The organism is Pseudomonas serbiensis (assembly GCF_030580745.1).
Classification (GTDB): Bacteria; Pseudomonadota; Gammaproteobacteria; order Pseudomonadales; family Pseudomonadaceae; genus Aquipseudomonas; species Aquipseudomonas serbiensis.
Genome location: NZ_JAUQOO010000015.1, coordinates 144,724 through 168,045, shown reverse-complemented (window position 1 = coordinate 168,045; position 23,322 = coordinate 144,724). Strand labels below are relative to the sequence as shown.

Genomic DNA, 23,322 nt, shown 5'->3' with positions numbered 1-23,322 from the left:
CCCAATACTCCTATTCGCTAAATCGGCTGCTAATCAGCTTCAACCCTGCACGACGCAGGAGGCCAGGTGCTCGGACAGAGCATCCCAGGCAATATTTTGTTGTTCGCCCTGCCCACGCAAAGGCTTGACGCCTATCTCTTGCCGGGCAAGTTCTTCGTCACCGAGGATCAGCGCATACAGCGCACCGCTCTTGTCGGCCTTCTTGAACTGGCTCTTGAAGCTGCCAGCACCGGCATTGACCTGCAAGCGCAGATTCGGCAACTGGTCACGCACACGCTCGGTGAGGGCCAGTGCAGCCAGCTCGGCCGCTTCGCCGAAGGCACACAGGTAGACATCCACCTGACGCGAGATTTCTTCCGGGACCTTTTCAAGGGTTTCCAGCAGCAGCACCAGACGCTCGATACCCATGGCGAAACCGACACCCGCCGTAGGCTTGCCGCCCATCTGCTCGACCAGGCCATCGTAACGGCCACCGGCGCACACAGTTCCCTGAGCACCGAGCTGGTCGGTAACCCACTCGAAAACGGTCTTGCTGTAGTAATCCAGGCCACGTACCAGCTTGGGGTTGATGACGTAGGGAATGCCAGCAGCATCCAGACGCGCCTTGAGGCCCTCGAAGTGGATACGCGACTCGTCGTCCAGGTAATCCGCCAGCTTCGGCGCATCGACCAGCACGGCCTGGGTATCCGGATGCTTGGTGTCCAGAACCCGTAAAGGGTTGGTCTTCAGGCGACGCTGGCTGTCTTCGTCCAGTTGCTCAAGGCGCGCAGACAGGAACTCCACCAGAGCATCGCGATAACGCGCACGCGCTTCGCTGGTGCCCAGGCTGTTGAGTTCGAGCTTGACGGCATTGCGGATGCCCAACAGGCCCCACAGGCGCCAGGTCAGGACAATCAGCTCGGCGTCGATATCGGGACCGTCGAGGTTGAAGACTTCGACACCGATCTGGTGAAACTGGCGATAACGGCCTTTCTGGGGACGCTCGTGGCGGAACATCGGGCCGATGTACCACAGTTTCTGCACCTGACCGCCACCGGTAATCCCGTGTTCGAGTACCGCACGCACACAAGCGGCAGTGCCTTCCGGGCGCAGGGTCAGGGAGTCACCGTTGCGGTCGGCAAAGGTGTACATCTCTTTTTCGACGATATCGGTGACTTCGCCGATGGAACGCTTGAACAGGTCGGTGAACTCGACGATAGGCATGCGAATCTGCCGATAGCCGTAGTTATCCAGCAAACGCGCAACAGTGCCTTCGAAGTGACGCCACAGCGGGGTCTGTTCGGGCAGGATGTCGTTCATGCCACGAATGGCTTGCAGAGACTTACTCACAAAAAATCCTTAGCAATCTTGATTAGCCGCGCACGATGACAGATGCGTCAGCTTCAGCTTTTTCGGCCGCTTTCTCGCGAATCAAGCGTTCAAGCTCGTTCACAAGATTGTCGTTGGTCAGTTTCTGCGCAGGCTTGCCGTCGATGTAGATCAGGTTCGGCGTACCGCCCGTGAGGCCGATATGCGCCTCCTTGGCTTCACCAGGACCGTTGACCACACACCCGATGACCGCGACGTCCAGCGGCACCAGCAAATCTTCGAGACGCCCTTCCAGCTCGTTCATGGTCTTGACCACATCGAAGTTCTGCCGCGAGCAGCTCGGGCAGGCGATGAAGTTGATGCCACGGGAACGAAGGCGCAAGGACTTGAGAATGTCGTAGCCGACTTTCACTTCTTCAACCGGATCAGCGGCCAACGAGATGCGGATAGTATCGCCAATCCCTTCGGCAAGCAGCATACCGAGGCCGACAGCCGATTTCACCGTACCCGAACGTAATCCACCTGCTTCGGTGATCCCCAGGTGCAGCGGCTGGACAATCTGTTTCGCCAGCAGGCGATAGGCTGCGACGGCCATGAACACGTCCGAAGCCTTCACGCTGACCTTGAAGTCATGGAAATCCAGGCGATCCAGATGCTCGACATGACGCAGGGCCGACTCGACCAGCGCCTCGGGCGTTGGCTCGCCGTATTTCTTCTGCAGGTCTTTTTCCAGAGAACCGGCATTGACGCCGATGCGGATCGGGATGCCGCGATCACGGGCAGCATCGACCACGGCGCGAACACGGTCTTCGCGACCGATATTGCCCGGGTTGATACGCAGGCAGTCGACACCCAGTTCGGCGACGCGCAGCGCAATCCGGTAATCGAAGTGGATATCGGCAACCAGAGGCACCTTGACCAGTTGCTTGATCCGGCCAAACGCCTCGGCGGCATCCATGTCGGGAACAGAAACCCGCACGATATCGACGCCGGCCGCTTCAAGACGGTTGATCTGAGCCACAGTGGCAGCGACATCGTTGGTGTCACTGTTGGTCATACTCTGTACGGCAATCGGCGCATCGCCGCCGACCGGAACAGAGCCGACCCATATCTTGCGGGATTCGCGACGCTTGATGGGAGATTCGCCGTGCATGACTTATTGCCCTAGTTTCAGGCGAGCAGTCTCGCCGCTGGTAAAGGGAGCTACGTCTACAGGCTCACCGTTATAACTGACTTGCGCACCACGGGCGTAACCAAGACGCAAGGTCAATGGCGGACGGCCAGTGACGTCCAGACTATCCCCCTTGCGCTTGAGACCGCTCATCAAGACCTTGCCATTGCCATCGGTGACCTGAGTCCAGCAATCGGCAGTGAATTGCAGCTTGATCTGGCCAGAGCCAGCAGGGACAGGTGCTGATTCGACAACCTCGGCAGGGGCTGAAGGCACGGCAGGAGCAACCGGTGCGACAGACGGAGCATGAGGCGCCGCAACGGCAGGTGCCGCAGGCGCTGGCGAAGCGGGTGCAGTCGGAGCAGCCGGTGCAGTGACCACCGGTGCCGGCGCAACAGGCGCAGTGGCCGGAGTTTCAACCGGGGCGCTTGGAGTCAGAGGCAGCGGCGCTTCATTGGCAGGCTTGCTGCTTTCAGTGGCAGCCTGCTCTTGAGACTCATCCAGTTGATGAATCTGAGTGGTGCCATCGGCGCTTTCGACCTCGACGTGCTCCAGGCTCAGACCGGACTGGTCCTTGCCACGCATGGAGGTCTGATCCTGCCACCAGAAAAAGCCGCCGCCGACCAGAACCATCAGCAGCAGAAGGCTGACAATGCGCAGGATGTTGTGTGAAAGACGCACTGGCTCTTCGATACGGCCCAGCGCGTGAACGGAACTGCCCTTGCCATCGGTGCCGGTGCATTGATCGAACTGATCGACCAGCGCGGCCTGATCGAGCTCCAGCAATTTAGCGTAGGCACGCACATAACCACGGGCAAAGGTATGCCCGGGCAACTTGTCAAAATTCCCGTTTTCAAGATGAGTCAGGGAAGACACGGTGAGATTCAGCCTCAAAGCCACATCTGGCAGCGACCAGTTTTTGCTCTCACGGGCCTGACGCAAGGTCTCACCAGGGTTCGAGCGAGTGGTTGCTACAACTTCGGGATGCGCCGCTTTCATCATTGCTCCGACAGGTATTGCTGATATTCCGGCGTACCGGGATAGAGTCTTTTAAGTTGCAAACCAAAACTGGCTGCCTTGTTACGGTCGTCATAGACCTTGGCCAACCGGATACCGAGCAGCAGACTACGTGCATTCTGCTCGCTTAGCTGGCTGAAACGGTCGTAGTAGTCACGCGACGGCACATAATGCCCGTCTTCGTAAGACAACTCAGCCATTTCCAGCAAGGAACGTGGCTGTTGACGGTCAAGACGCAGTGCCTTGGTGAAGTGCTCGCGAGCTTCCTCGCGCTTGTTCAGCTTCAAGGCGGTCATGCCCAGGCTTTCGAAGACCCGGGACCGCTCAGGATACAGGTTGTCTGCTGCTGCCTGCTGGAAACGTTCGTAGGCTTCCTGATAGCGCTTCTGCTCATAAAGGAAACTGCCGTAGTTATTGACGATACGAGCATCGTTCCTGCTTGAGGCAAGCGCCTTGCGAAAGTGCTGGTCAGCCAGTTCAGGCTCCATCTCGGCCTGGAACACCAGCGCCAGTGCAGCATTGGCGTCCGGGTCGGAACTGTCGAGCTCAATTGCCTTTTTCAGCGGAACCTTGGCTCGCTCGGTCTGGCCCTGCTGGAAATAGCCCAACCCCAACTGCACGTATGCCTTGCGAGCCTCGTCACGCCCCTGCGAAGTCTTGAGCGGATCGACATGCCCTGTCGAAACGCACCCTACCAGCAAGATAACAAGGCATGACAACAGCAAGGCACGCACAGACATGGAGTCCCTCTCGGTCAGGTTCGAGCGCCAGTGCCTGGAGCCACATCGGCGTCGGCATTCAGCTCACGCACTGCAATATAGCGTTCACTACGGCGCGTGCGATCCATTACCTGCCCGACCAACTGGCCGCATGCAGCATCGATGTCCTCGCCGCGCGTGGTACGCACAGTGACGTTATAACCAGCCTGATGCAACAGATCCTGGAAACGGCGGATTGCATTGTTGCTCGGACGCTCGTAACCGGAGTGCGGGAACGGGTTGAACGGGATCAGGTTGATCTTGCAAGGTGTGTCCTTGAGCAGCTCGATCATCTCGATGGCATGCTCGACCTTGTCGTTTACATCCTTGAGCAGGGTGTACTCGACCGTCAGCACGCGCTTCTCGCCCAGGCTGGACATGTAGCGGCGGCAGGAGTCGAGCAGGACGCTCAGCGGGTATTTCTTGTTCAGCGGCACCAGCTGGTTGCGCAATGCATCGTTGGGCGCATGCAGCGACAGGGCCAGCGAGACGTCGATGTGCTTGGACAGCTCGTCGATCATCGGCACCACGCCAGACGTGGACAAGGTCACGCGGCGCTTGGAAATGCCATAGCCCAGGTCATCCATCATCAGATGCATGGCGGCAATGACATTGTCGAAGTTCAGCAGTGGCTCACCCATGCCCATCATCACCACGTTGGTGATGGCACGGTCGACGGTTGCCGGGACACTGCCAAAGGATTTGTTGGCAATCCAGACCTGGCCGATGACTTCGGCGGCGGTCAGGTTGCTATTGAAGCCTTGTTTGCCGGTGGAGCAGAAACTGCAATCCAGGGCACAGCCCGCCTGGGACGAAACACACAAAGTGCCGCGCTTGCCCTGGGGGATGAAAACGGTTTCGACGCAGCTGCCGGACTCTACGCGCACGACCCATTTACGGGTGCCATCGCTGGAGATGTCCTCGCTGACGACTTCAGGACCACGTATTTCGGCACAGGCCTTGAGCTTTTCGCGCAATGCCTTGCTGACGTTGGTCATGGCGTCGAAATCATCGACGCCAAAGTGGTGAATCCACTTCATGACCTGACCGGCACGGAAGCGCTTCTCCCCGATAGAGTCGAAGAATTTTTCCATTTCCTGCTGAGTAAGGCCCAGAAGGTTGGTTTTACCAGTCGATGCAATCATGAATTCACCCTCCACTCGTTAGTCGGAAAGACTTAGCGAGCGGTTACCTCTGTAGCTGCGAAGAAGTACGAGATTTCGCGAGCAGCAGCAGCTTCGGAGTCCGAGCCGTGAACAGCGTTGGCGTCGATGGAGTCAGCGAAGTCAGCACGGATGGTGCCGGCAGCAGCTTCTTTAGGGTTGGTAGCGCCCATCAGCTCACGGTTCAGAGCGATAGCGTTTTCGCCTTCCAGAACCTGAACAACGACAGGACCGGAGATCATGAAAGCAACCAGGTCGCCGAAGAAACCACGAGCGCTGTGCTCAGCGTAGAAACCTTCAGCTTCAGCCTTGGACAGTTGCTTCAGCTTGGAAGCAACAACGCGCAGACCGGCTTTTTCGAAACGAGTGGTGATCTCGCCGATTACGTTTTTAGCAACGGCGTCAGGCTTGATGATGGAGAAAGTACGTTGAACAGCCATGTGAAACTCCAGAAACAATGATTAAAGCGAAAAATTAAACCCGCGAATTATACGCGGGTTCTGGTGTATTGCCTAACTGCTTGCGTTACAGGTTCAGTCAGCTTCTTCGATCCAGGCCGCCTGAATGGCCTCCAGGACCTTTTCCCCGCCACGATTGAGCTCGTCATCGAACTCTGGCAGCGCCGCTACCCAGTTGCGAAGATCGACAAAATTCACATAGCGCGGATCGACATCAGGCCTGGTTTCAGACAACTGAATCGCGATTTCCAGCACATCGACCCATTTGAGACTCATGAGCGTTCCTTGAATCAATGCGGCGCTTCGGCAGCATGGTTGAGCGAATACTTCGGAATTTCAACGGTCAGGTCTTCATTTCCGACGATTGCCTGACAGGACAGGCGCGACTGCACTTCCAGCCCCCAGGCCTTGTCCAGCATATCTTCTTCCAGCTCGTCCGCCTCGTTCAGCGAGTTGAAACCCTCGCGAATGATGCAGTGGCACGTCGTGCAGGCGCAGACACCGCCGCATGCACTCTCGATCTCGATATGGTTATCGTGAGCAATTTCAAGAATAGACGTACCGGGCTCCACCTCTACAACCAACCCGTCCGGGCAATGCTCGGCATGGGGCAGAAAAATCACCTGCGGCATCAGTTATTCCTCAATATCATTCAGGTTGCGCCCCGCGAGTGCGGCTTTCACCGTCGAATTCATGCGTCGGGCAGCAAATGCATCGGTCACCTGCGACAGACGCCGGGTCTGCTGCTCGATGGCCGGGCCATCGGTGCCTTGCATCAATTCACGCAATTCTGTCAGTTGCAGTTCGATCACCATCCGCTCTTCGGCATCGAGCAGCCGCTCGCCGTCGGCTTCAAGCGCAGCCTCCACCGCCTCGACAAGGCGCTGGGCATCGACCTGCTGTTCACGCAGTACGCGAGCGACCTTGTCGTCACCGGCATACTCGAACGAATCCTTGAGCATCCGGGTGATCTCGCCATCGGTCAGGCCATAGGACGGCTTGACCTGAATGCTCGACTCGACACCCGAACCCAGCTCACGGGCCGACACACTGAGCAAGCCGTCCGCGTCGACCTGGAAAGTGACACGGATCTTCGCCGCACCAGCCACCATCGCCGGAATGCCGCGCAGCTCGAAGCGCGCCAGGGAGCGGCAATCGCTGATCAGCTCGCGCTCGCCCTGCAGGACATGAATCATCATGGCCGACTGGCCATCTTTGTAAGTGGTGAAATCCTGACCACGCGCCACCGGGATCGTGGTGTTGCGCGGAATCACCTTCTCCATCAGGCCGCCCATGGTTTCCAGCCCCAGAGAGAGCGGAATCACATCGAGCAGCAGCAGTTCTTCGCCATCACGCTTGTTGCCCGCCAGGGTGTCGGCCTGGATCGCAGCACCAATGGCCACCACCTGATCCGGATCGATCTTGGTCAACGGCTGACGCCCGAACAACTCGGCAACCGCCTCGCGAACACGCGGTACACGGGTCGAACCGCCGACCATGACCACAGCCTCGACCTCTTCAAGCTCGATATTGGAGTCGCGCACGGCACGACGGCAAGCCTTGAGACTGCGCGCAACCATCGGCTCGATCAGCGCATTGAAGGCCTCACGTGTCAACACGCCACGCCAGTCGCCATGAACGACTTCTACAGACTCAGCATCGGTCAGCGCTTCCTTTGCCGCACAGGCAGCCTGCAACAGACTGCGCTGGACAGAAGGATCGAGACTGGCCGACAGGCCGGCATCCGCAACAATCCAGCTGGCAATCGCGTGATCGAAATCATCGCCGCCCAATGCAGTATCGCCGCCCGTTGCCAGAACCTCGAAAACACCGCCGGTCAGGCGCAGGATGGAAATATCGAAGGTACCGCCACCCAGATCGTAGATGGCCACCACGCCTTCGGCTTTCTGGTCCAGACCATAAGCAACGGCAGCCGCTGTCGGCTCGTTGAGCAGGCGCAGCACATTGAGGCCCGCAAGCCGCGCTGCATCCTTGGTCGCCTGACGCTGGGAATCATCGAAATAGGCCGGAACGGTAATCACCGCACCGACCAGATCACCACCCAGGGCAGCCTCGGCACGCTGGCGCAGCACCTTGAGAATATCCGCCGACACTTCGACCGGGCTTTTCGGGCCCTGGACCGTGTCGATGAACGGCATGTGCGACTCACCCTCGACAAAGCGATAAGGCAATTGCTCGCCCAACTGCTTCACATCGGACAGACCGCGCCCCATGAGGCGCTTGACCGAAAGCACGGTATTGAACGGATCGACAGAAGCCGCAGCCTTGGCTGACAGGCCCACTTCCACGCGATCGGCGTGATAGCGCACAGCAGACGGCAGGATGACCTGCCCTTCTGCATCGGCCAGAGGCTCGGAAAGGCCGCTGCGCAATGCAGCAACCAGCGAATTGGTGGTGCCCAGGTCAATGCCGACAGCAAGACGGCGCTGGTGCGGTTTAGGACTTTGCCCGGGTTCAGCGATCTGCAGTAAGGCCATGCTTTTCTGAATAATCACAGGCGTGCGGCCAGGGCGGCACGGAGTTAATCGTCGAGGCGCTCTTCCAGCTGGCGCACTTCGTAGGAGAGCTTGTCGAGGAACTGCATACGCCGCATCAGCCGTTCGGCGTGCTCGCGTTGTGCAGCATCGTCCCAACAGGCGGCGAAGCTTTCGTTCAGTTCATCCTGAGCGCTTTTGAGGCGACGCTTGAATACCGCGACACCCGCCAGATCAGCCTCATCCTGCAGATCTTCCAACTCTTCGCGCCATTGCATCTGCTGCAGAAGAAAATCGGGATCATGCACAGTGACTTCCAGCGGCACCTCATCGCCCTTCATGACCAGCAGGTAACGCGCTCTTTTCGGGGCGCTCCTGAGAGTCTGATAGGCCTCATTGAGACGTGCGGAATGCTCAAGCGCCAGACGCTGCTCACGCTCGGAGGCATCAGCAAAACGGTCTGGATGTACGCTGCGCGCCAGCTCACGGTAGCGCGTCGCCAACTGGTCGAGATCAAGACAGAAATCAGGCTTGAGGTCGAACAGGGCGAAGTGACAAGGAGTACCCACGAATAAAAGCCTCAGACGTTGAAGCTTTCGCCGCAGCCGCACTCACCGCGCGAGTTGGGGTTATTGAACTTGAAGCCTTCGTTCAAACCTTCGCGTACGAAATCGAGTTCGGTGCCGTCGAGGTAGACCAGGCTTTTAGGGTCGATAATCACCTTGACGCCGTGCAGCTCGTACACAGTGTCCTCGCTACCCGCCTCATCGACGAATTCGAGTACATAGGCAAGACCTGAACAGCCTGTGGTACGAACCCCCAGACGAATGCCATCACCCTTGCCGCGCCCATCGAGGGAACGGCGTACGTGGTTAGCGGCAGCTTCTGTCATGCTGATAGCCATCGGAACTCCTTTCTTGTCGCCAGCTTTTCTGAAAAGACCGCTTCTTACAGCAAGCCTTTCTTCTGCTTGTAGTCACGAACTGCCGCCTTGATGGCGTCTTCCGCGAGTACGGAGCAGTGAATCTTCACCGGAGGCAGAGCAAGCTCTTCAGCCAGCTGAGTGTTCTTGATGGTCTCTGCTTCATCCAGAGTCTTGCCCTTCATCCACTCGGTCGCCAGGGAGCTGGAAGCGATGGCGGAACCGCAGCCGTAAGTCTTGAACTTGGCGTCTTCGATGACACCCTGCTCGTTGACCTTGATCTGCAGACGCATCACGTCGCCGCACGCCGGAGCGCCGACCATGCCGGTGCCGACATCAGGATCTTCCGCGTTCATCTTGCCGACGTTGCGCGGGTTCTCGTAGTGGTCAATGACCTTTTCGCTGTAAGCCATGATTCTGTTCCTCTCACATCAGGGAGTCGCTCTGCAGGCCGGTCAACGGGGTTGCGCCCGGCCTGTTTGGCGGCGACTTTAAATTAGTGCGCCGCCCACTCGATCTTGGAGATATCGACGCCATCTTTGAACATGTCCCACAGCGGCGAAAGAGCGCGCAGCTTGGTAACAGCCTCGCAGACCTTCTGCGCGGCGTAGTCGATTTCTTCTTCAGTCGTGAAGCGACCAAAGGTAAAGCGTATCGAGCTATGTGCCAGTTCGTCATTACGACCAAGGGCGCGCAGCACGTACGACGGTTCAAGCGAAGCCGAGGTACAGGCAGAACCGGACGAAACCGCCAGATCCTTGAGCGCCATGATCAGCGACTCGCCTTCGACATAGTTGAAGCTCAGGTTCAGGTTGTGCGGTACGCGGGCAGTCAGGCTGCCGTTGACGTACAACTCTTCCAGATCTTCGACCTGCTTGTAGAAACGGTCGCTCAAGGCCTTGATGCGAACGTTCTCGCTGGCCATCTCTTCCTTGGCGATACGGAAAGCTTCGCCCATGCCGACGATCTGGTGAGTCGCCAGCGTACCGGAACGCATGCCACGCTCATGACCGCCGCCGTGCATGGTCGCTTCAAGGCGAACACGCGGCTTGCGGCTCACGTACAGCGCGCCGATACCTTTAGGGCCGTAAGTCTTGTGGGCCGAGAACGACATCAGGTCAACCTTGAGGCTGGCCAGATCGATTTCAACCTTGCCGGTGGACTGGGCAGCATCGACATGGAACAGCACGCCACGCGAACGGGTCAGCTCGCCAATGGCAGCGATATCGTTGATGGTGCCGATCTCGTTGTTCACATGCATGACCGAAACCAGGATGGTGTCGTCGCGCAGTGCAGCTTCGATCATGGCCGGCGTGATGAGGCCGTCTTCGCCCGGTTCGATGTAAGTCACTTCGAAACCTTCACGCTCCAGCTGGCGCGTGGTATCGAGAACGGCTTTGTGCTCGACCTTTGAGGTGATGATGTGCTTGCCCTTGGTGGCGTAGAAATGCGCTACACCCTTGATGGCCAGGTTGTCGGACTCGGTAGCACCGGAGGTCCAGACGATTTCACGCGGATCGGCATTGACCAGATCAGCGACCTGACGGCGAGCGTTCTCGACGGATTCTTCGGCTTTCCAGCCAAAAACGTGGGAGCGCGAGGCCGGGTTGCCGAAGTTTCCGTCAACCAGCAGGCAATCCATCATTTTCTGCGCAACGCGCGGATCGACCGGCGTCGTCGCGGAGTAATCGAGGTAAATCGGCAACTTCATTGAATCTCTCCTATCAGGCAGGCGCACCGCTCATTCATCTACGTTCATTCGACGGCGGACGTTTCAATCTTACCCAGCTGCGACACATTGTTATTACTGCGACGCAGGTCCTGGCGCTGGGCGACTTCCTGCACCTCACGGCGAGTGACAAGATCCGCCAAGCTGATACCACTTAGAAATTCGTGAATCTGCTGGCTGAGATCGCACCACAGATGGTGGGTCAGGCAGGTATCACCGGCATGGCAATCACCCAGCCCCTGGCAACGAGTGGCATCGACCGACTCATTGACCGCATCGACGACCTGGGCGACCTGAATGCCCTGCATGTCGCGGGACAACTGGTAACCACCACCAGGACCGCGCACACTCGACACCAGATTGCTGCGACGCAGCTTGGCGAACAGTTGCTCAAGGTAAGACAGGGAAATGCCTTGCCGCTCAGAGATATCGGCCAGAGACACTGGCCCGTGCTGCGCATGCAATGCCAGATCAAGCATTGCTGTTACAGCGTATCGGCCTTTTGTAGTCAGTCGCATGGCGTGTACCGCGGAGGTTCAGAATGGGAGCGAGTATGCTATTCCCGAGTATTTAAGTCAACTATTAGACCAAGTGAAATAGTCGGGATTAGCAAAAATAGCGGGCGATATCATAGCAAAGGTGCGTCCTGTTGACACGCCCCACATGCAGCGACTTCTAGCCGACCTTCTCTTCGCTCTTGTCCTTCACGCAATCGAAGACCTCGTCACGCAATTCGGGCAACTCCTTGGCGCAGTAATCGCTGCCAAGCCGGCCCAGAGCGCCGCCCATATCCTCCAGGCGAGCATCAACAGCCTGCAAATGATCGAGCAACTGGCCGATAGCCCTCGCAACCGGGTCCGGCATGTCGGCACTGACACCATAGGCATCGAACCCCAGCTTCTCGGCCATCGCCTTGCGCCGAGCCTCCGCCTCGTCATCGGACTTCACGATGATGCGCCCCGGAATACCGACCGCCGTCGCTCCTGCCGGTACAGCCTTGGTGACCACCGCATTGGAACCGATCTTGGCACCGGCGCCCACAGTAAACGGCCCAAGCACCTTGGCACCCGCACCGACGACAACACCATCTTCCAGGGTCGGGTGACGCTTGCCCGCATTCCAGCTTGTACCACCCAGGGTCACGCCCTGATAAAGCGTGACATCGTTGCCGATCTCGGCAGTCTCACCAATCACGATTCCCATCCCGTGATCGATGAAGAAACGACGACCGATGCGCGCACCAGGGTGTATCTCGATACCGGTCATCCAGCGACCAAAGTTGGACACCAGCCGCGCCAGCCACTTCCAGCCACTGCGCCACAGGATATGCGCCAGCCGGTGCAGCCAGATCGCATGCATACCCGGATAGCAGGTCAGAACCTCGAAAGCATTACGTGCCGCAGGATCACGATGGAAAACACTTTGGATATCTTCTCGCAGACGCTCGAACATCACTGATCCTTCCGCTTATAAGGTTCACCGCGAGCCGCTTTCTGAGTCTCGGTGAGAATGCCACGCAGAATGCTTAACTCGGAGCGCTCGACCTCGCTACGGCCATACAGCCGACGCAGTCGCGCCATCAAATGACGTGGTTTTTCCGGGTCAAGGAAGCCGATGGCAACCAGTGCCGCTTCCAGATGCCCATAAAAGCCTTCCATCTCATCCATCGTCGCCAGTTCGGCATTGCGCGCCGAAACGACTGGAGCCACCTCGGCGCCCGACGACTGCTGCTGGGCAGCCAGCCACGACATGCGTACCTCGTAGGCAAGCACCTGGACCGCAGCGGCCAGATTGAGCGAACTGAACGAGGGATCGGACGGAATATGCACATGGTAATGACAGCGCTGCAATTCCTCGTTGGTCAGGCCGGCATGCTCACGACCAAAGACCAACGCAACCTCGGCGCCCTGCCCTGCCTGCTCGACGACTTTCACGCCGGATTCACGCGGGTCGAGCATGGGCCAGGGAAGACTGCGATCTCGGGCACTGGTGCCCAGCACCAGACTGCAACCGACCAACGCCTCCTCAAGAGTCGCCACGACCTGCGCACCCTCAAGAATATCGCCAGCCCCCGACGCTCTCGCATCGGCTTCAGGAGACGGGAACACACGCGGCTCGACCAGCACCAGCCGCGAAAGCCCCATGTTTTTCATGGCACGCGCAGCCCCACCGATATTTCCGGGATGGGTAGTGCCGACCAGGACAACACGAATGTTCTGCAGCAATGCAAGCGCTCACTGACAAAATTAAGGGGTGCAAATATTACAGAATCCGCCTCATTAACGCTATGAACCCTTACAAACGCCTGACCACGGAAAATCGTAAAACCTGATCGAGACGACAACGCCAGGGCTGGAAATAATTTGACTTAACCCATAGAATGTTCGGCTCTCTTTAACAACCTTAGGTGAAATGTCCATGCAGCCCATGCTGAATATCGCGCTGCGCGCCGCCCGCAGCGCCAGCGAATTGATTTTCCGCTCCATCGAGCGCTTGGATACCATCAAGGTTGACGAAAAAGAAGCTAAAGACTACGTCACGGAAATTGACCGTGCCGCCGAGCAGAGCATCATCACCGCCCTGCGCAAGGCTTATCCTACCCACGGCATTCTCGGCGAAGAAAGCGGCCTGCACGCAGGCAGCGGCGAAGGCGCCGATTACCTGTGGATCATCGATCCACTGGACGGCACCACCAACTTCGTTCGCGGCATCCCGCACTTCGCTGTCAGCATCGCCTGCAAATATCGCGGCCGCCTTGAGCACGCCGTCGTTCTCGACCCGGTTCGCCAGGAAGAATTCACCGCCAGCCGTGGCCGTGGCGCAGCCCTGAACGGTCGCCGCCTGCGCGTCAGCACCCGCAAGAGCCTTGAAGGCGCACTGCTGGGCACCGGCTTCCCGTTCCGCGATGAACAAATGGACGGCCTGGAAAACTACCTGGGCATGTTCCGCAGCCTGGTCGGCCAGACCGCCGGCATCCGCCGCGCAGGCGCTGCCAGCCTGGACCTGGCTTACGTTGCAGCCGGCCGTTTCGATGCATTCTGGGAATCTGGCCTGTCCGAATGGGACATGGCAGCAGGCGCACTGCTGATTCAGGAAGCAGGCGGCCTGGTCAGCGACTTCACAGGCGGTCACGACTTCCTGGAGAAAGGCCACATCGTTGCTGGCAACACCAAATGCTTCAAGGCAGTCCTGACCGCCATCGCTCCACACCTGCCGCCTTCGCTGAAACGCTGAATGGCAGATGTAAAAAAACCGGCTTTCGCCGGTTTTTTTATGCCTGCTGACCGCAGGAGCGAATTCATTCACTCCTGCATCACAGCTTATTGAGCAGCCTGGCTCAGGATCAACTGACCATTCTTGTCCACAGGGATCTGACTGCCTGGGTCATTGGCCATACGAACCTGTCCAACCTTCTCGTTCAACTTGTACTTCACGTTGTAGCCCACAACCTTGTCGCTGATATCGTTGACGGTATTGCAACGAGTTTCAGTCGTGGTGTAGGTATCGCGGTTCTGCATACCTTCCTGAACCTTGTTACCTGCATAACCACCACCTACCGCACCGGCGACCGTGGCAATCTTCTTGCCGTTACCACCACCAACCTGGTTACCGAGCAAACCACCTGCGACAGCACCAATCACACTACCTACGATCTGATGCTCATCCTTGACCGGAGCGCGATGGGTAACAGCTACATCCTTGCAGACCTCACGCGGGGTCTTGATTTGCTCCTTGATCGGCTCGACGGCCAACACATCTGCATACTCTGGGCCGCCCTTGACCAGGCTGTAGGTGGCAACAGCGCCACCAGCGGTAACGACAGCAGCACCCAACACAGCACCAACAAGCAGAGACTTGTTCACTTTGAACCTCCTGACCTACGTTCGCGTAGATTCTTTCCTACGCACTGCCAAGCCTTGGAGCATAAAAAAAGGCGCGAGTTCCGAACTCGTGCCTTTTCATTTCTTGCATTTTCCGTAGGAGCGGATTCATCCGCGAACATTCCCGATCACCCTGGCATCAGAGGCATTGGCGAATGAATTCGCTCCTACAGAAGGAGGGCATCAAGGCAAATCATCCGCCTTCTCGGTCACAACCGGAGGAATCAGATCCTCTGTGGTGAGGTTCAGCCAGATCAGCATCACGTTGGCGATGTAGATGGACGAGTAAGTACCCGCCAGAACACCGATGAACAACGCAATGGAGAAGCCTTCCAGGCTGTCGCCACCAAACACCCACAACGCAATGATTGCCAGCAACGTAGAGACCGAAGTCGCAATGGTGCGCAGCAGTGTCTGGGTGGTGGAAATGTTGATGTTCTCGATCAGCGAAGCCTTGCGCAGCAAGCGGAAGTTTTCACGGACCCGGTCAAATACAACGATGGTGTCGTTCAACGAGTAACCAATGATCGCCAGCACCGCTGCCAGAACCGTCAGGTCGAAAGTGATCTGGAAGAACGACAGGATACCCATGGTCACGACCACGTCGTGAATCAGGGAGATGATCGCGCCGATCGCAAACTTCCACTGGAAACGGAACGCCAGGTAGATCAGAACGCCACCGAGCGCCAGCAGCATGCCGATACCGCCCTGGTCGCGAAGCTCTTCACCAACCTGGGGACCAACGAACTCGACGCGCTTGACGGTTGCCGGATTATCGGCACCCGCCTGGCGCAGCGCTTCAGCGACCTGGGTGCCCAGTTGCGGGTCTTCGCCCGGCATGCGCACCAGCAAGTCAGTGGTCGCGCCGAAGCTCTGAACCACAGCATCGTGGTAACCAGCCGAAGCCAGCTCCTCACGCACCTTGCCCAGGTCCGCCGGACGCTCGTAGGTCAGCTCGATCAGCGTACCGCCGGTGAAGTCCAGACCGAAGTTAAGCCCTTTATGGAACCAGCTGAACAACGCCAGTACGGTAAGGAGCATGGTAACGGCGAACGCAACATTGCGAACACCCATGAAGTTGATGGTACGTAACATGGCAGCCCCTTAAATCCACAACTTCTTGAAGTCACGACCGCCGTAGATCAGGTTGACCATAGCGCGGGTCACCATGATGGCCGTGAACATCGAGGTAAAGATCCCGAGCGACATGGTCACCGCAAACCCTTTGACAGGGCCTGTGCCCATCGCAAAGAGAATGCCGCCGACCAGCAACGTCGTCAGGTTGGCGTCGAGGATCGCCGTGTAGGCACGATCGAAACCTTCGTTGATTGCACGCTGCACGCTCATGCCATTGGCGATTTCCTCACGAATACGCGAGAAGATCAGCACGTTGGCGTCGACCGCCATACCCATGGTCAGAACGATACCGGCAATACCCGGCAGGGTCAGCGTTGCACCCAGCAGAGACATCAGCGCCAGCAGCATGACCATGTTGAAGGCCAGAGCGACAGTCGCGATCAGACCGAAGAAACGGTAGATCGCCATGATGAACAGCGAAACGAACAGCATGCCCCACAGGGAAGCATCGATACCCTTGGTGATGTTGTCGGCACCCAGGCTTGGACCGATAGTGCGCTCTTCAGCGAAGTACATCGGTGCCGCCAGACCACCGGCACGCAGCAGCAGCGCCAGCTCGGAGGACTCACCCTGACCGTTCAGACCGGTGATCCGGAACTGACTGCCCAGCGGCGACTGAATGGTCGCCAGACTGATGATTTTCTTGTCTTCCTTGAAAGTCTGCACCGCCACGTCTTTCTCGACACCATCGACCGTCTGCTTGACATAGGTCGTGGTCGGACGCTGCTCGATGAAGATTACCGCCATGCTGCGACCCACGTTGCTGCGGGTTGCACGGCTCATCAGCTCGCCACCGTGACCATCAAGGTTGATGTTCACCTGTGGACGGCCATGCTCGTCGAAACTCGCCTTGGCGTCGGTTACCTGATCACCGGTGATGATCAGACCACGCTCGACCGCAGCCGCAGGACGACCGCCCTCGCGGAACTCGAACATCTCGGTGGTGCCCTTGGAATCATCAGGGCCTGCGCCCAGACGGAATTCCAGGTTGGCCGTCTTGCCGAGAATACGCTTGGCTTCGGCAGTGTCCTGCACGCCCGGCAGCTCAACCACGATACGGTTGGCACCCTGACGCTGGACCAGAGGTTCGGCAACACCCAGCTCGTTGACGCGGTTACGCACCGTAGTCAGGTTCTGCTTGATGGAGTATTCGCGAATTTCAGCCAGCTTGGCTGCAGTCAGCGCCAGACGCAGAACAGGAATACCGTTCAACTCGGCAGGCGTGATTTCAAAGTCGGTGAAGCTCTTGCGGACCAGGGCACGGGCCTGTTCACGCTCGGCATCGTCGGTGAAACCCAACTGAATGACATTGTTGACTTGTGGAAGGCTGCGATAACGCACCTTCTCTTTACGCAACAGAGTCTTGACTTCGCCTTCGTAGACTTTCAGGCGAGCATCGATGGCCTTGTCCATGTCCACCTCCAACAGGAAATGCACACCACCGGAAAGGTCCAGACCCAGCTTCATCGGGCTTGCGCCCAGGTTACGCAACCATGTCGGGGTAGTACGGGCCAGGTTGAGTGCGACGACATAGTCATCACCCAAAGCCTTGCGCACCACATCCTTGGCTGGCAACTGATCTTCCTGCTTGCTCAGACGCAACAAACCGCCCTTGCCATTCTCAGCCAGAGAGGAGGCCTTGACCGAGATACCGGCATCGGCAAGCGCCTTGCCTGCACGATCCAGATCCGCCTGACTGACCTGCAGCGCAGTACTGGCGCCACTGATCTGGATAGCCGAGTCGTCAGGGTAGAGATTGGGTGCGGAATAAATGAAACCGACCACCAGCACCGCCAGGATCAGTACGTATTTCCACAGAGGGTATTTGTTCAGCATCACGCCGCCCGCTTAGAACGCGGGGCGCCTTGCGCGCCCCGTCGATTGGTAAAAATGGTACTCAGATCGCTTTCAGGGTGCCCTTTGGCAGAGTGGCAGCGATAGCGCCCTTCTGGATCTTCAGCTCAACAGTGTCGGAAACCTCGATAACCACGAAGTCATCGGTCACTTTGTTGATCTTGCCAGCGATACCGCCAGTGGTAACGACTTCATCGCCCTTCTGCAGGTTGCTGAGCAGGTTTTTCTGCTCCTTGGCGCGCTTGGCCTGTGGGCGCCAGATCATCAGATAGAAGATGACCAGGAAGCCGACCAGGAAGATCCACTCAAAGCCGGTGCCCGCAGGACCGGCAGCCGGTGCAGCAGCATCCGCGAAAGCGGGAGAGATGAAAAAGCTCATTTAGCGCTCCAATTGCATAATTAGTATAAGAAACACGAAAAATCGGTTCTGTTTCAGCCAAGCGGCGGCGTTGGAAGGCCGCGTTTGGCATAGAAGGCATCGACGAAGGCGGCCAATGTACCTTGTTGAATAGCCTCGCGCAAACCAGCCATAAGCAGCTGGTAATGCCGCAAATTGTGGATCGTATTGAGCATGCTCCCCAACATTTCGCCGCACTTGTCCAGGTGATGCAGATAAGCGCGGGAGAAGTTCTTGCAGGTGTAGCAGTCACAGGTCGGATCCAGCGGCGAATCGTCATGGCGATGGAACGCATTACGAATCTTCAGAACACCGGTATCGATGAACAGATGGCCGTTGCGGGCATTACGGGTCGGCATCACGCAGTCGAACATGTCGACTCCGCGGCGCACACCCTCAACCAGATCTTCGGGCTTGCCTACCCCCATAAGGTAACGAGGTTTGTCTGCTGGCATCTGGCCCGGCAGATAATCCAGCACCTTGATCATCTCGTGCTTGGGCTCGCCCACAGACAGACCGCCAATGGCCAGGCCGTCGAAACCGATCTGGTCCAGCCCTTCGAGCGAGCGCATGCGCAGGTTTTCATGCATGCCGCCCTGCACGATGCCGAACAGCGCCGCCGTGCTTTCGCCATGAGCGACTTTCGAGCGTTTGGCCCAGCGCAGCGACAGCTCCATGGAAACCCGTGCGACATCTTCATCAGCCGGGTACGGCGTGCATTCGTCGAAAATCATCACGATGTCCGAGCCCAGATCACGCTGGACCTGCATCGACTCTTCCGGCCCCATGAACACCTTGGCGCCATCGACCGGAGAAGCGAAGGTCACGCCCTCCTCCTTGATCTTGCGCATCGCGCCCAGGCTGAACACCTGGAAACCGCCAGAGTCGGTCAGGATCGGCCCTTTCCACTGCATGAAATCGTGCAGGTCGCCATGGCCCTTGATGACTTCAGTACCCGGACGCAGCCACAGGTGGAAAGTGTTACCCAGAATGATCTGCGCGCCGGTAGCCTCGATATCCCGAGGCAGCATGCCCTTGACCGTGCCATAAGTGCCCACCGGCATGAACGCCGGGGTTTCCACCACGCCACGAGGGAAGGTCAGGCGACCGCGACGAGCCTTGCCATCGGTGGCCAGCAGCTCGAAAGACATACGACAGGTGCGACTCATGCTTGATCCTCTGAGGCCGATTCCTGCGGGGCAGTCGGCGCGGGATTGCGGGTGATGAACATCGCATCACCGTAACTGAAGAAGCGGTACCCATGCTCGATGGCCGCCTTGTAGGCCGCCATGGTTTCGGGATAACCGGCGAACGCCGAAACCAGCATCAACAGCGTGGATTCAGGCAAATGGAAATTGGTCACCAGGGCATCGACCACATGAAACGGCCGCCCCGGATAGATGAAGATATCGGTGTCGCCGCTGAACGGCTTCAACACGCCATCACGCGCGGCACTCTCCAGCGAACGCACGCTGGTGGTCCCGACCGCAATCACCCGCCCGCCCCGCGCACGGCACGCGGCCACGGCATCGACGACTTCCTGGCTGACTTCCAGCCATTCGTTATGCATGTGGTGATCTTCGATTCGATCTACCCGCACCGGCTGAAAGGTGCCAGCGCCTACGTGCAGCGTCACAAAGGCCGTCTCGACGCCCTTGGCGGCAATCGCATCCAGCAGCGGCTCATCGAAATGCAAACCCGCCGTCGGCGCAGCCACCGCACCGGCGCGCTGAGCATAGACCGTCTGATAACGCTCGCGGTCAGCGCCTTCGTCCGGGCGATCTATATAAGGAGGCAACGGCATATGCCCGACGCGGTCGAGCAGCGGCAGCACTTCCTCGGCAAAACGCAACTCGAACAGCGTGTCGTGGCGCGCCACCATCTCGGCCTCGCCACCACCATCGATCAGAATCGACGAACCTGGCTTGGGCGACTTGCTCGACCGCACATGCGCCAGCACCCGATGACTGTCCAGCACCCGCTCAACCAGAATCTCCAGCTTGCCGCCGGACGCCTTCTGCCCGAACAGACGTGCGGGAATCACACGGGTGTTGTTGAAGATCATCAGATCGCCAGAGCGCAAATGCTCAAGCAAATCAGTGAATTGACGATGCGCCAGCGCGCCGCTCACCCCGTCCAGGGTCAACAGACGACTACTGCGCCGCTCGGCCAGTGGGTGGCGAGCAATCAGGGAATCAGGAAGATCGAAGGTAAAGTCAGCAACGCGCATGATGGTGTTCGATAAGCAGGGCCGGGGAGTTTATCCGGTTTGGAGAGATTAGTAAAAAACCTGCAAAAATCCTTGTTGACCAACGGCATGCGCATCCCTATACTTCGCCGCCATTGAGCCCTGATGGCGGAATTGGTAGACGCGGCGGATTCAAAATCCGTTTTCGAAAGGAGTGGGAGTTCGAGTCTCCCTCGGGGCACCAAACAGCAAGACACCCAAGCGGTTGCAGAGCTTGGGTTCAAAAGAAACCGGCCAGTTGAGCCGGTTTTTTTGTGTCTGGGTTTTGGTGATGATCCAGTCTGCTTGCCGGGCCTGTAGCGAATTCATTCGCGAAACGGCATTCCAGACAATACATCCCCTTTGAATGTACCGGCCTCTCGCGACTGAAGTCGCATCCTACAAGTCCGGTGCTAGGCCACTACTTAACGCACCCTCTTTTGACCCTCTTTTTTTCACCCACCATGCGCCCCTTTAAAATCAATCACTTACAGAACTGGCGAAAAAAAGGGGTAAAACGACCGCAAGCGCATATTTTTCTTTGAAAACGAAAGGTTATCGAGCAGAGTGTCTACTTAACTGCCGTGTAGGCAGCTCAGAAAATCGAGGGCGCGCTGCACGACTTCTGCCTTAGCTTAACTGCCGTGTAGGCAGCTCAGAAAAACCCGTCAACACCGAAAACCAAGCTGGTAACCCTTAACTGCCGTGTAGGCAGCTCAGAAAAGTCATCGACGTTCTCGCCGGTCGCGCTATCACTTAACTGCCGTGTAGGCAGCTCAGAAAATTCCGACGCCCTGAGCTTTCAACATCTTGCGCTTAACTGCCGTGTAGGCAGCTCAGAAATTACCCTGCATCCGCTCATGCATGACCAGCAGCTTAACTGCCGTGTAGGCAGCTCAGAAACAGGGCACACCGGATCTTACCGCCCTTCAACATCTTAACTGCCGTGTAGGCAGCTCAGAAATGGGAGTCGGCCCACAAGACTTCACGTTCAATCTTAACTGCCGTGTAGGCAGCTTAGAAAATCGTCCAAACTCGCTCCATCGAACGACCTCAGGTAGACAGAACAACACGAGAAGCCGCCGATTGAGCCGTATCGACTACTTCGCTACTCCTCATGACTCAAGGTAGCGATACCGCAATTCAACTCAAACCCTTTGCCTGTCGGCCAGACTTCTTTAGTCAGGAAAATCTTGTAGCCCTGAAACTGCTCCTCGAACGGTTTGCCCAGGCTAGCCTTCTTGCCAAATCCAGGAGGAATACTACCCGATAGATCTGCGATCATTTTTGTGCACAGAGACGCAAGTGCCCTTGTATCTTCGGCCGCTCGACTTTCCACGTTCACGTTGAGCATAAGCTTAACCCGCGTCACTTCGTCCTTAGTACCTCGACCATACAACGCTACGTTGTTGGGCAACTCTTGTGACCCTAAATATTTGTATGGGGTGCCGCAGGAATAAACATCGTCATACAACGCCGCATAGCCGCTGGGATTGGGTTTGAAGCCGGGGGTTCTTTCGAGCACTTTACATGCGAGAGAGGGAGAGAAGCCTTCGCCGTCTGCTGCATAGGCGTTATTAGCCGCCGAGAATGTAAGCGCGACCAAGGCCAACACTGACAACCCTAAGACTCTTTTATTGCTCGTTGCTACATCCATTGCCGCGCCCCTAATCCGTTGAACAGCTCTTCGCTGCGGACAGGCAATATGCCTAGTTCAAAGGGAGCAGGTCAACGAACGTCAGTAACCCGAGGCTAAGCCATTTGTACTGGCCGGGTACGTCATTGAGTGTGATGCAGTGGCGTGATGAGCCCTGGATTCGGTTGCGAGATATGCCGAATGTTACCCCGGAGGTTTTACCCTCACATGAGCGTGGCTTCTGGCGGAAGGTGATGGCGCGTATAGACTGCAGCCAGAGCGTTTGAGATCACCGGTCAAGTAAGGCCGTGTTGCTTACACGACCTTGCTGATCAGCCTCTCTTACATGGAAGGAGCACAACCATGACCCAGCGTGACTTTACAAAACCGCTGCCGGTGATCGACGGACCGCACAGGGGCGAATGGTACAAATCGTCCAAGGATTATTATTCGCCGCCTGTAGTTTGGGATGCCCGTCGCGTAAATGAACAGCCACCGTCGGTGACTTATCATGTGCGTAGACATACTACAGAAGGGCTGGTGTGGGCCTGCAACGATGCACCAGATCTGAGCGATCCTTAACCCCCCATCCCGCCGCCGTCACAAAAAGTGATGAGATCGAGTTTCAGCCATGCAAGGAGCAGATCGATGGAGAAGACCGAAGTAAGCGAAGTGGTGCAAGTGGACGGCCCGTCTGAGGCCAACAAGAAGCTGGCAGAGGGGTCGACGTTGTTGGCCGTGTACCCAGCATGTATGAGACAGGAAGGGCTTATGTGGCCTATGTGCTAGGCAAACCAAAGGAATAGAATAGGTCTAACAAGCTGCTGCCGAAAGTAACACCACCGGTGCCAGAAAAAGAAGCGAGGGCCAAAGGCCCTCGCAGTTAGGTTAGAGTTGTTGAATGATTCGACAAAGACGGACAAGCCAATAGGCGGTCTGAAGTAATCGAATCAATTCTTCAGGAAAGAATTTCTCTATGAAATTTTTCATGAGGAATATCTCTTAAGTGACAGAACCTGCGCGTGCCTAACGACTAGCAGCAGAATATCCCAATCACCTGCGACTGAACCGGAACAATTTATTAACCGATACGATTAATAAATTTACCTCTACAAAGTCACGCTAAACGATACCTGATGACCGTTTCGTGCCCCGTTCGAGCTTGACGG

General features: G+C 57.4%; 25 protein-coding genes, 1 tRNA gene and 1 CRISPR repeat array. Of the genes, 3 read left to right on the top strand and 23 right to left on the bottom strand.

The window, feature by feature from the left end:
• Positions 1 to 39: 39 nt before the first annotated feature.
• From hisS to trmJ, 16 genes are all read right to left on the bottom strand, one after another.
• Complete coding sequence (hisS, locus tag Q6A51_RS19135) at positions 40 to 1,329, bottom strand: histidine--tRNA ligase (protein WP_200978163.1); 1,290 nt, start codon at positions 1,327 to 1,329, stop codon at positions 40 to 42.
• Positions 1,330 to 1,351: 22 nt separating this feature from the next.
• Complete coding sequence (gene ispG, locus Q6A51_RS19130; protein ID WP_025258843.1) at positions 1,352 to 2,461, bottom strand: flavodoxin-dependent (E)-4-hydroxy-3-methylbut-2-enyl-diphosphate synthase; 1,110 nt, start codon at positions 2,459 to 2,461, stop codon at positions 1,352 to 1,354.
• A 3-nt stretch (positions 2,462 to 2,464) separates the two neighbouring features.
• The gene (locus Q6A51_RS19125) at positions 2,465 to 3,478 is read right to left on the bottom strand and encodes a RodZ domain-containing protein (protein ID WP_201003771.1); all 1,014 of its coding nucleotides are present in this window, start codon (positions 3,476 to 3,478) and stop codon (positions 2,465 to 2,467) included.
• A complete protein-coding gene (gene pilW / locus Q6A51_RS19120) occupies positions 3,478 to 4,236 on the bottom strand; it encodes a type IV pilus biogenesis/stability protein PilW (protein ID WP_201017958.1) in 759 nt (252 codons plus the stop codon). Before pilW ends, Q6A51_RS19125 begins: the two co-directional genes overlap by 1 nt.
• 14 nt (positions 4,237 to 4,250) lie before the next feature.
• Complete coding sequence (gene rlmN / locus Q6A51_RS19115; RefSeq protein ID WP_201003775.1) at positions 4,251 to 5,399, bottom strand: 23S rRNA (adenine(2503)-C(2))-methyltransferase RlmN; 1,149 nt, start codon at positions 5,397 to 5,399, stop codon at positions 4,251 to 4,253.
• 32 nt (positions 5,400 to 5,431) lie between these two features.
• The gene (gene ndk / locus Q6A51_RS19110) at positions 5,432 to 5,857 is read right to left on the bottom strand and encodes a nucleoside-diphosphate kinase (protein WP_002552482.1); all 426 of its coding nucleotides are present in this window, start codon (positions 5,855 to 5,857) and stop codon (positions 5,432 to 5,434) included.
• 93 nt (positions 5,858 to 5,950) lie between these two features.
• The gene (iscX, locus tag Q6A51_RS19105) at positions 5,951 to 6,151 is read right to left on the bottom strand and encodes a Fe-S cluster assembly protein IscX (protein WP_117182667.1); all 201 of its coding nucleotides are present in this window, start codon (positions 6,149 to 6,151) and stop codon (positions 5,951 to 5,953) included.
• Positions 6,152 to 6,165: 14 nt separating this feature from the next.
• The gene (gene fdx, locus Q6A51_RS19100; RefSeq protein WP_201003777.1) at positions 6,166 to 6,507 is read right to left on the bottom strand and encodes an ISC system 2Fe-2S type ferredoxin; all 342 of its coding nucleotides are present in this window, start codon (positions 6,505 to 6,507) and stop codon (positions 6,166 to 6,168) included.
• Positions 6,508 to 6,510: 3 nt separating this feature from the next.
• Positions 6,511 to 8,373 (bottom strand): Fe-S protein assembly chaperone HscA, encoded by a 1,863-nt coding sequence (gene hscA / locus Q6A51_RS19095; protein ID WP_304575485.1) that lies wholly within the window; start codon positions 8,371 to 8,373, stop codon positions 6,511 to 6,513.
• A gap of 44 nt (positions 8,374 to 8,417) precedes the next feature.
• A complete protein-coding gene (hscB, locus tag Q6A51_RS19090) occupies positions 8,418 to 8,939 on the bottom strand; it encodes a co-chaperone HscB (RefSeq protein WP_304575484.1) in 522 nt (173 codons plus the stop codon).
• Positions 8,940 to 8,950: 11 nt separating this feature from the next.
• On the bottom strand, positions 8,951 to 9,274 hold the full coding sequence (gene iscA / locus Q6A51_RS19085) for an iron-sulfur cluster assembly protein IscA (protein WP_201003783.1): 324 nt from the start codon (positions 9,272 to 9,274) through the stop codon (positions 8,951 to 8,953).
• Positions 9,275 to 9,318: 44 nt separating this feature from the next.
• The gene (iscU, locus tag Q6A51_RS19080) at positions 9,319 to 9,705 is read right to left on the bottom strand and encodes a Fe-S cluster assembly scaffold IscU (RefSeq protein ID WP_002552476.1); all 387 of its coding nucleotides are present in this window, start codon (positions 9,703 to 9,705) and stop codon (positions 9,319 to 9,321) included.
• 83 nt (positions 9,706 to 9,788) lie between these two features.
• On the bottom strand, positions 9,789 to 11,003 hold the full coding sequence (locus Q6A51_RS19075) for an IscS subfamily cysteine desulfurase (protein WP_201003785.1): 1,215 nt from the start codon (positions 11,001 to 11,003) through the stop codon (positions 9,789 to 9,791).
• A gap of 44 nt (positions 11,004 to 11,047) precedes the next feature.
• Complete coding sequence (gene iscR / locus Q6A51_RS19070; RefSeq protein ID WP_201003787.1) at positions 11,048 to 11,539, bottom strand: Fe-S cluster assembly transcriptional regulator IscR; 492 nt, start codon at positions 11,537 to 11,539, stop codon at positions 11,048 to 11,050.
• 157 nt (positions 11,540 to 11,696) lie between these two features.
• Complete coding sequence (gene cysE / locus Q6A51_RS19065) at positions 11,697 to 12,473, bottom strand: serine O-acetyltransferase (RefSeq protein WP_201017960.1); 777 nt, start codon at positions 12,471 to 12,473, stop codon at positions 11,697 to 11,699.
• Positions 12,473 to 13,246 (bottom strand): tRNA (cytosine(32)/uridine(32)-2'-O)-methyltransferase TrmJ, encoded by a 774-nt coding sequence (gene trmJ / locus Q6A51_RS19060; RefSeq protein ID WP_201003791.1) that lies wholly within the window; start codon positions 13,244 to 13,246, stop codon positions 12,473 to 12,475. Before trmJ ends, cysE begins: the two co-directional genes overlap by 1 nt.
• Positions 13,247 to 13,439: 193 nt before the next feature.
• Here trmJ and suhB point away from each other — a divergent pair, with 193 nt between their 5' ends.
• Positions 13,440 to 14,255, top strand: a complete 816-nt coding sequence (gene suhB, locus Q6A51_RS19055; protein ID WP_201003793.1) for a type III secretion system regulator SuhB — start codon at positions 13,440 to 13,442, stop codon at positions 14,253 to 14,255.
• An 86-nt stretch (positions 14,256 to 14,341) separates the two neighbouring features.
• On the opposite strand, the gene Q6A51_RS19050 is transcribed toward suhB, so the two are convergent.
• The 6 genes from Q6A51_RS19050 to queA form a co-directional block, all read right to left on the bottom strand.
• Positions 14,342 to 14,884, bottom strand: a complete 543-nt coding sequence (locus Q6A51_RS19050) for a glycine zipper 2TM domain-containing protein (protein ID WP_025258828.1) — start codon at positions 14,882 to 14,884, stop codon at positions 14,342 to 14,344.
• A gap of 201 nt (positions 14,885 to 15,085) precedes the next feature.
• Positions 15,086 to 15,997 carry a protein translocase subunit SecF gene (gene secF, locus Q6A51_RS19045; protein ID WP_201003797.1) on the bottom strand — a complete coding sequence of 304 codons (912 nt, stop codon included), beginning with the start codon at positions 15,995 to 15,997 and terminating at the stop codon, positions 15,086 to 15,088.
• A 9-nt stretch (positions 15,998 to 16,006) separates the two neighbouring features.
• Positions 16,007 to 17,875 (bottom strand): protein translocase subunit SecD, encoded by a 1,869-nt coding sequence (secD, locus tag Q6A51_RS19040; RefSeq protein WP_304575483.1) that lies wholly within the window; start codon positions 17,873 to 17,875, stop codon positions 16,007 to 16,009.
• A gap of 61 nt (positions 17,876 to 17,936) precedes the next feature.
• Complete coding sequence (yajC, locus tag Q6A51_RS19035; protein ID WP_025258825.1) at positions 17,937 to 18,272, bottom strand: preprotein translocase subunit YajC; 336 nt, start codon at positions 18,270 to 18,272, stop codon at positions 17,937 to 17,939.
• 53 nt (positions 18,273 to 18,325) lie between these two features.
• Positions 18,326 to 19,441 carry a tRNA guanosine(34) transglycosylase Tgt gene (gene tgt / locus Q6A51_RS19030; protein ID WP_095067087.1) on the bottom strand — a complete coding sequence of 372 codons (1,116 nt, stop codon included), beginning with the start codon at positions 19,439 to 19,441 and terminating at the stop codon, positions 18,326 to 18,328.
• 14 nt (positions 19,442 to 19,455) lie between these two features.
• The gene (gene queA, locus Q6A51_RS19025; RefSeq protein ID WP_304575482.1) at positions 19,456 to 20,520 is read right to left on the bottom strand and encodes a tRNA preQ1(34) S-adenosylmethionine ribosyltransferase-isomerase QueA; all 1,065 of its coding nucleotides are present in this window, start codon (positions 20,518 to 20,520) and stop codon (positions 19,456 to 19,458) included.
• Positions 20,521 to 20,637: 117 nt separating this feature from the next.
• Here queA and Q6A51_RS19020 point away from each other — a divergent pair.
• A tRNA-Leu gene (locus Q6A51_RS19020) sits at positions 20,638 to 20,722 on the top strand.
• 369 nt (positions 20,723 to 21,091) lie between these two features.
• Positions 21,092 to 21,542: a CRISPR direct-repeat array (repeat unit 29 nt; unit sequence CTTAACTGCCGTGTAGGCAGCTCAGAAAA).
• Between the two features lie 83 nt (positions 21,543 to 21,625).
• Here the strand turns inward: Q6A51_RS19020 and Q6A51_RS19015 are convergent.
• Complete coding sequence (locus Q6A51_RS19015; RefSeq protein WP_304575481.1) at positions 21,626 to 22,174, bottom strand: hypothetical protein; 549 nt, start codon at positions 22,172 to 22,174, stop codon at positions 21,626 to 21,628.
• A gap of 342 nt (positions 22,175 to 22,516) precedes the next feature.
• Here Q6A51_RS19015 and Q6A51_RS19010 point away from each other — a divergent pair, with 342 nt between their 5' ends.
• Positions 22,517 to 22,735, top strand: a complete 219-nt coding sequence (locus Q6A51_RS19010; RefSeq protein WP_304575480.1) for a hypothetical protein — start codon at positions 22,517 to 22,519, stop codon at positions 22,733 to 22,735.
• Positions 22,736 to 23,322: the final 587 nt, after the last annotated feature.

Excerpts from the sequence above, each read along its gene's own strand:
- Q6A51_RS19125 (WP_201003771.1), bottom strand. The coding sequence starts at position 3,478 with ATGAAAGCGGCGCATCCCGAAGTTGTAGCAACCACTCGCTCGAACCCT.
- secF (WP_201003797.1), bottom strand. The coding sequence starts at position 15,997 with ATGTTACGTACCATCAACTTCATGGGTGTTCGCAATGTTGCGTTCGCC.
- tgt (WP_095067087.1), bottom strand. The coding sequence starts at position 19,441 with ATGTCTTTCGAGCTGCTGGCCACCGATGGCAAGGCTCGTCGCGGTCGC.
- ndk (WP_002552482.1), bottom strand. The coding sequence starts at position 5,857 with ATGGCTGTTCAACGTACTTTCTCCATCATCAAGCCTGACGCCGTTGCT.
- suhB (WP_201003793.1), top strand. The coding sequence starts at position 13,440 with ATGCAGCCCATGCTGAATATCGCGCTGCGCGCCGCCCGCAGCGCCAGC.
- queA (WP_304575482.1), bottom strand. The coding sequence starts at position 20,520 with ATGCGCGTTGCTGACTTTACCTTCGATCTTCCTGATTCCCTGATTGCT.
- iscU (WP_002552476.1), bottom strand. The coding sequence starts at position 9,705 with ATGGCTTACAGCGAAAAGGTCATTGACCACTACGAGAACCCGCGCAAC.
- rlmN (WP_201003775.1), bottom strand. The coding sequence starts at position 5,399 with ATGATTGCATCGACTGGTAAAACCAACCTTCTGGGCCTTACTCAGCAG.
- iscA (WP_201003783.1), bottom strand. The coding sequence starts at position 9,274 with ATGGCTATCAGCATGACAGAAGCTGCCGCTAACCACGTACGCCGTTCC.
- cysE (WP_201017960.1), bottom strand. The coding sequence starts at position 12,473 with ATGTTCGAGCGTCTGCGAGAAGATATCCAAAGTGTTTTCCATCGTGAT.
- ispG (WP_025258843.1), bottom strand. The coding sequence starts at position 2,461 with ATGCACGGCGAATCTCCCATCAAGCGTCGCGAATCCCGCAAGATATGG.
- yajC (WP_025258825.1), bottom strand. The coding sequence starts at position 18,272 with ATGAGCTTTTTCATCTCTCCCGCTTTCGCGGATGCTGCTGCACCGGCT.
- secD (WP_304575483.1), bottom strand. The coding sequence starts at position 17,875 with ATGCTGAACAAATACCCTCTGTGGAAATACGTACTGATCCTGGCGGTG.
- Q6A51_RS19015 (WP_304575481.1), bottom strand. The coding sequence starts at position 22,174 with ATGGATGTAGCAACGAGCAATAAAAGAGTCTTAGGGTTGTCAGTGTTG.
- Q6A51_RS19010 (WP_304575480.1), top strand. The coding sequence starts at position 22,517 with ATGACCCAGCGTGACTTTACAAAACCGCTGCCGGTGATCGACGGACCG.
- pilW (WP_201017958.1), bottom strand. The coding sequence starts at position 4,236 with ATGTCTGTGCGTGCCTTGCTGTTGTCATGCCTTGTTATCTTGCTGGTA.
- Q6A51_RS19075 (WP_201003785.1), bottom strand. The coding sequence starts at position 11,003 with ATGAAGTTGCCGATTTACCTCGATTACTCCGCGACGACGCCGGTCGAT.
- iscR (WP_201003787.1), bottom strand. The coding sequence starts at position 11,539 with ATGCGACTGACTACAAAAGGCCGATACGCTGTAACAGCAATGCTTGAT.
- fdx (WP_201003777.1), bottom strand. The coding sequence starts at position 6,507 with ATGCCGCAGGTGATTTTTCTGCCCCATGCCGAGCATTGCCCGGACGGG.
- iscX (WP_117182667.1), bottom strand. The coding sequence starts at position 6,151 with ATGAGTCTCAAATGGGTCGATGTGCTGGAAATCGCGATTCAGTTGTCT.
- hscA (WP_304575485.1), bottom strand. The coding sequence starts at position 8,373 with ATGGCCTTACTGCAGATCGCTGAACCCGGGCAAAGTCCTAAACCGCAC.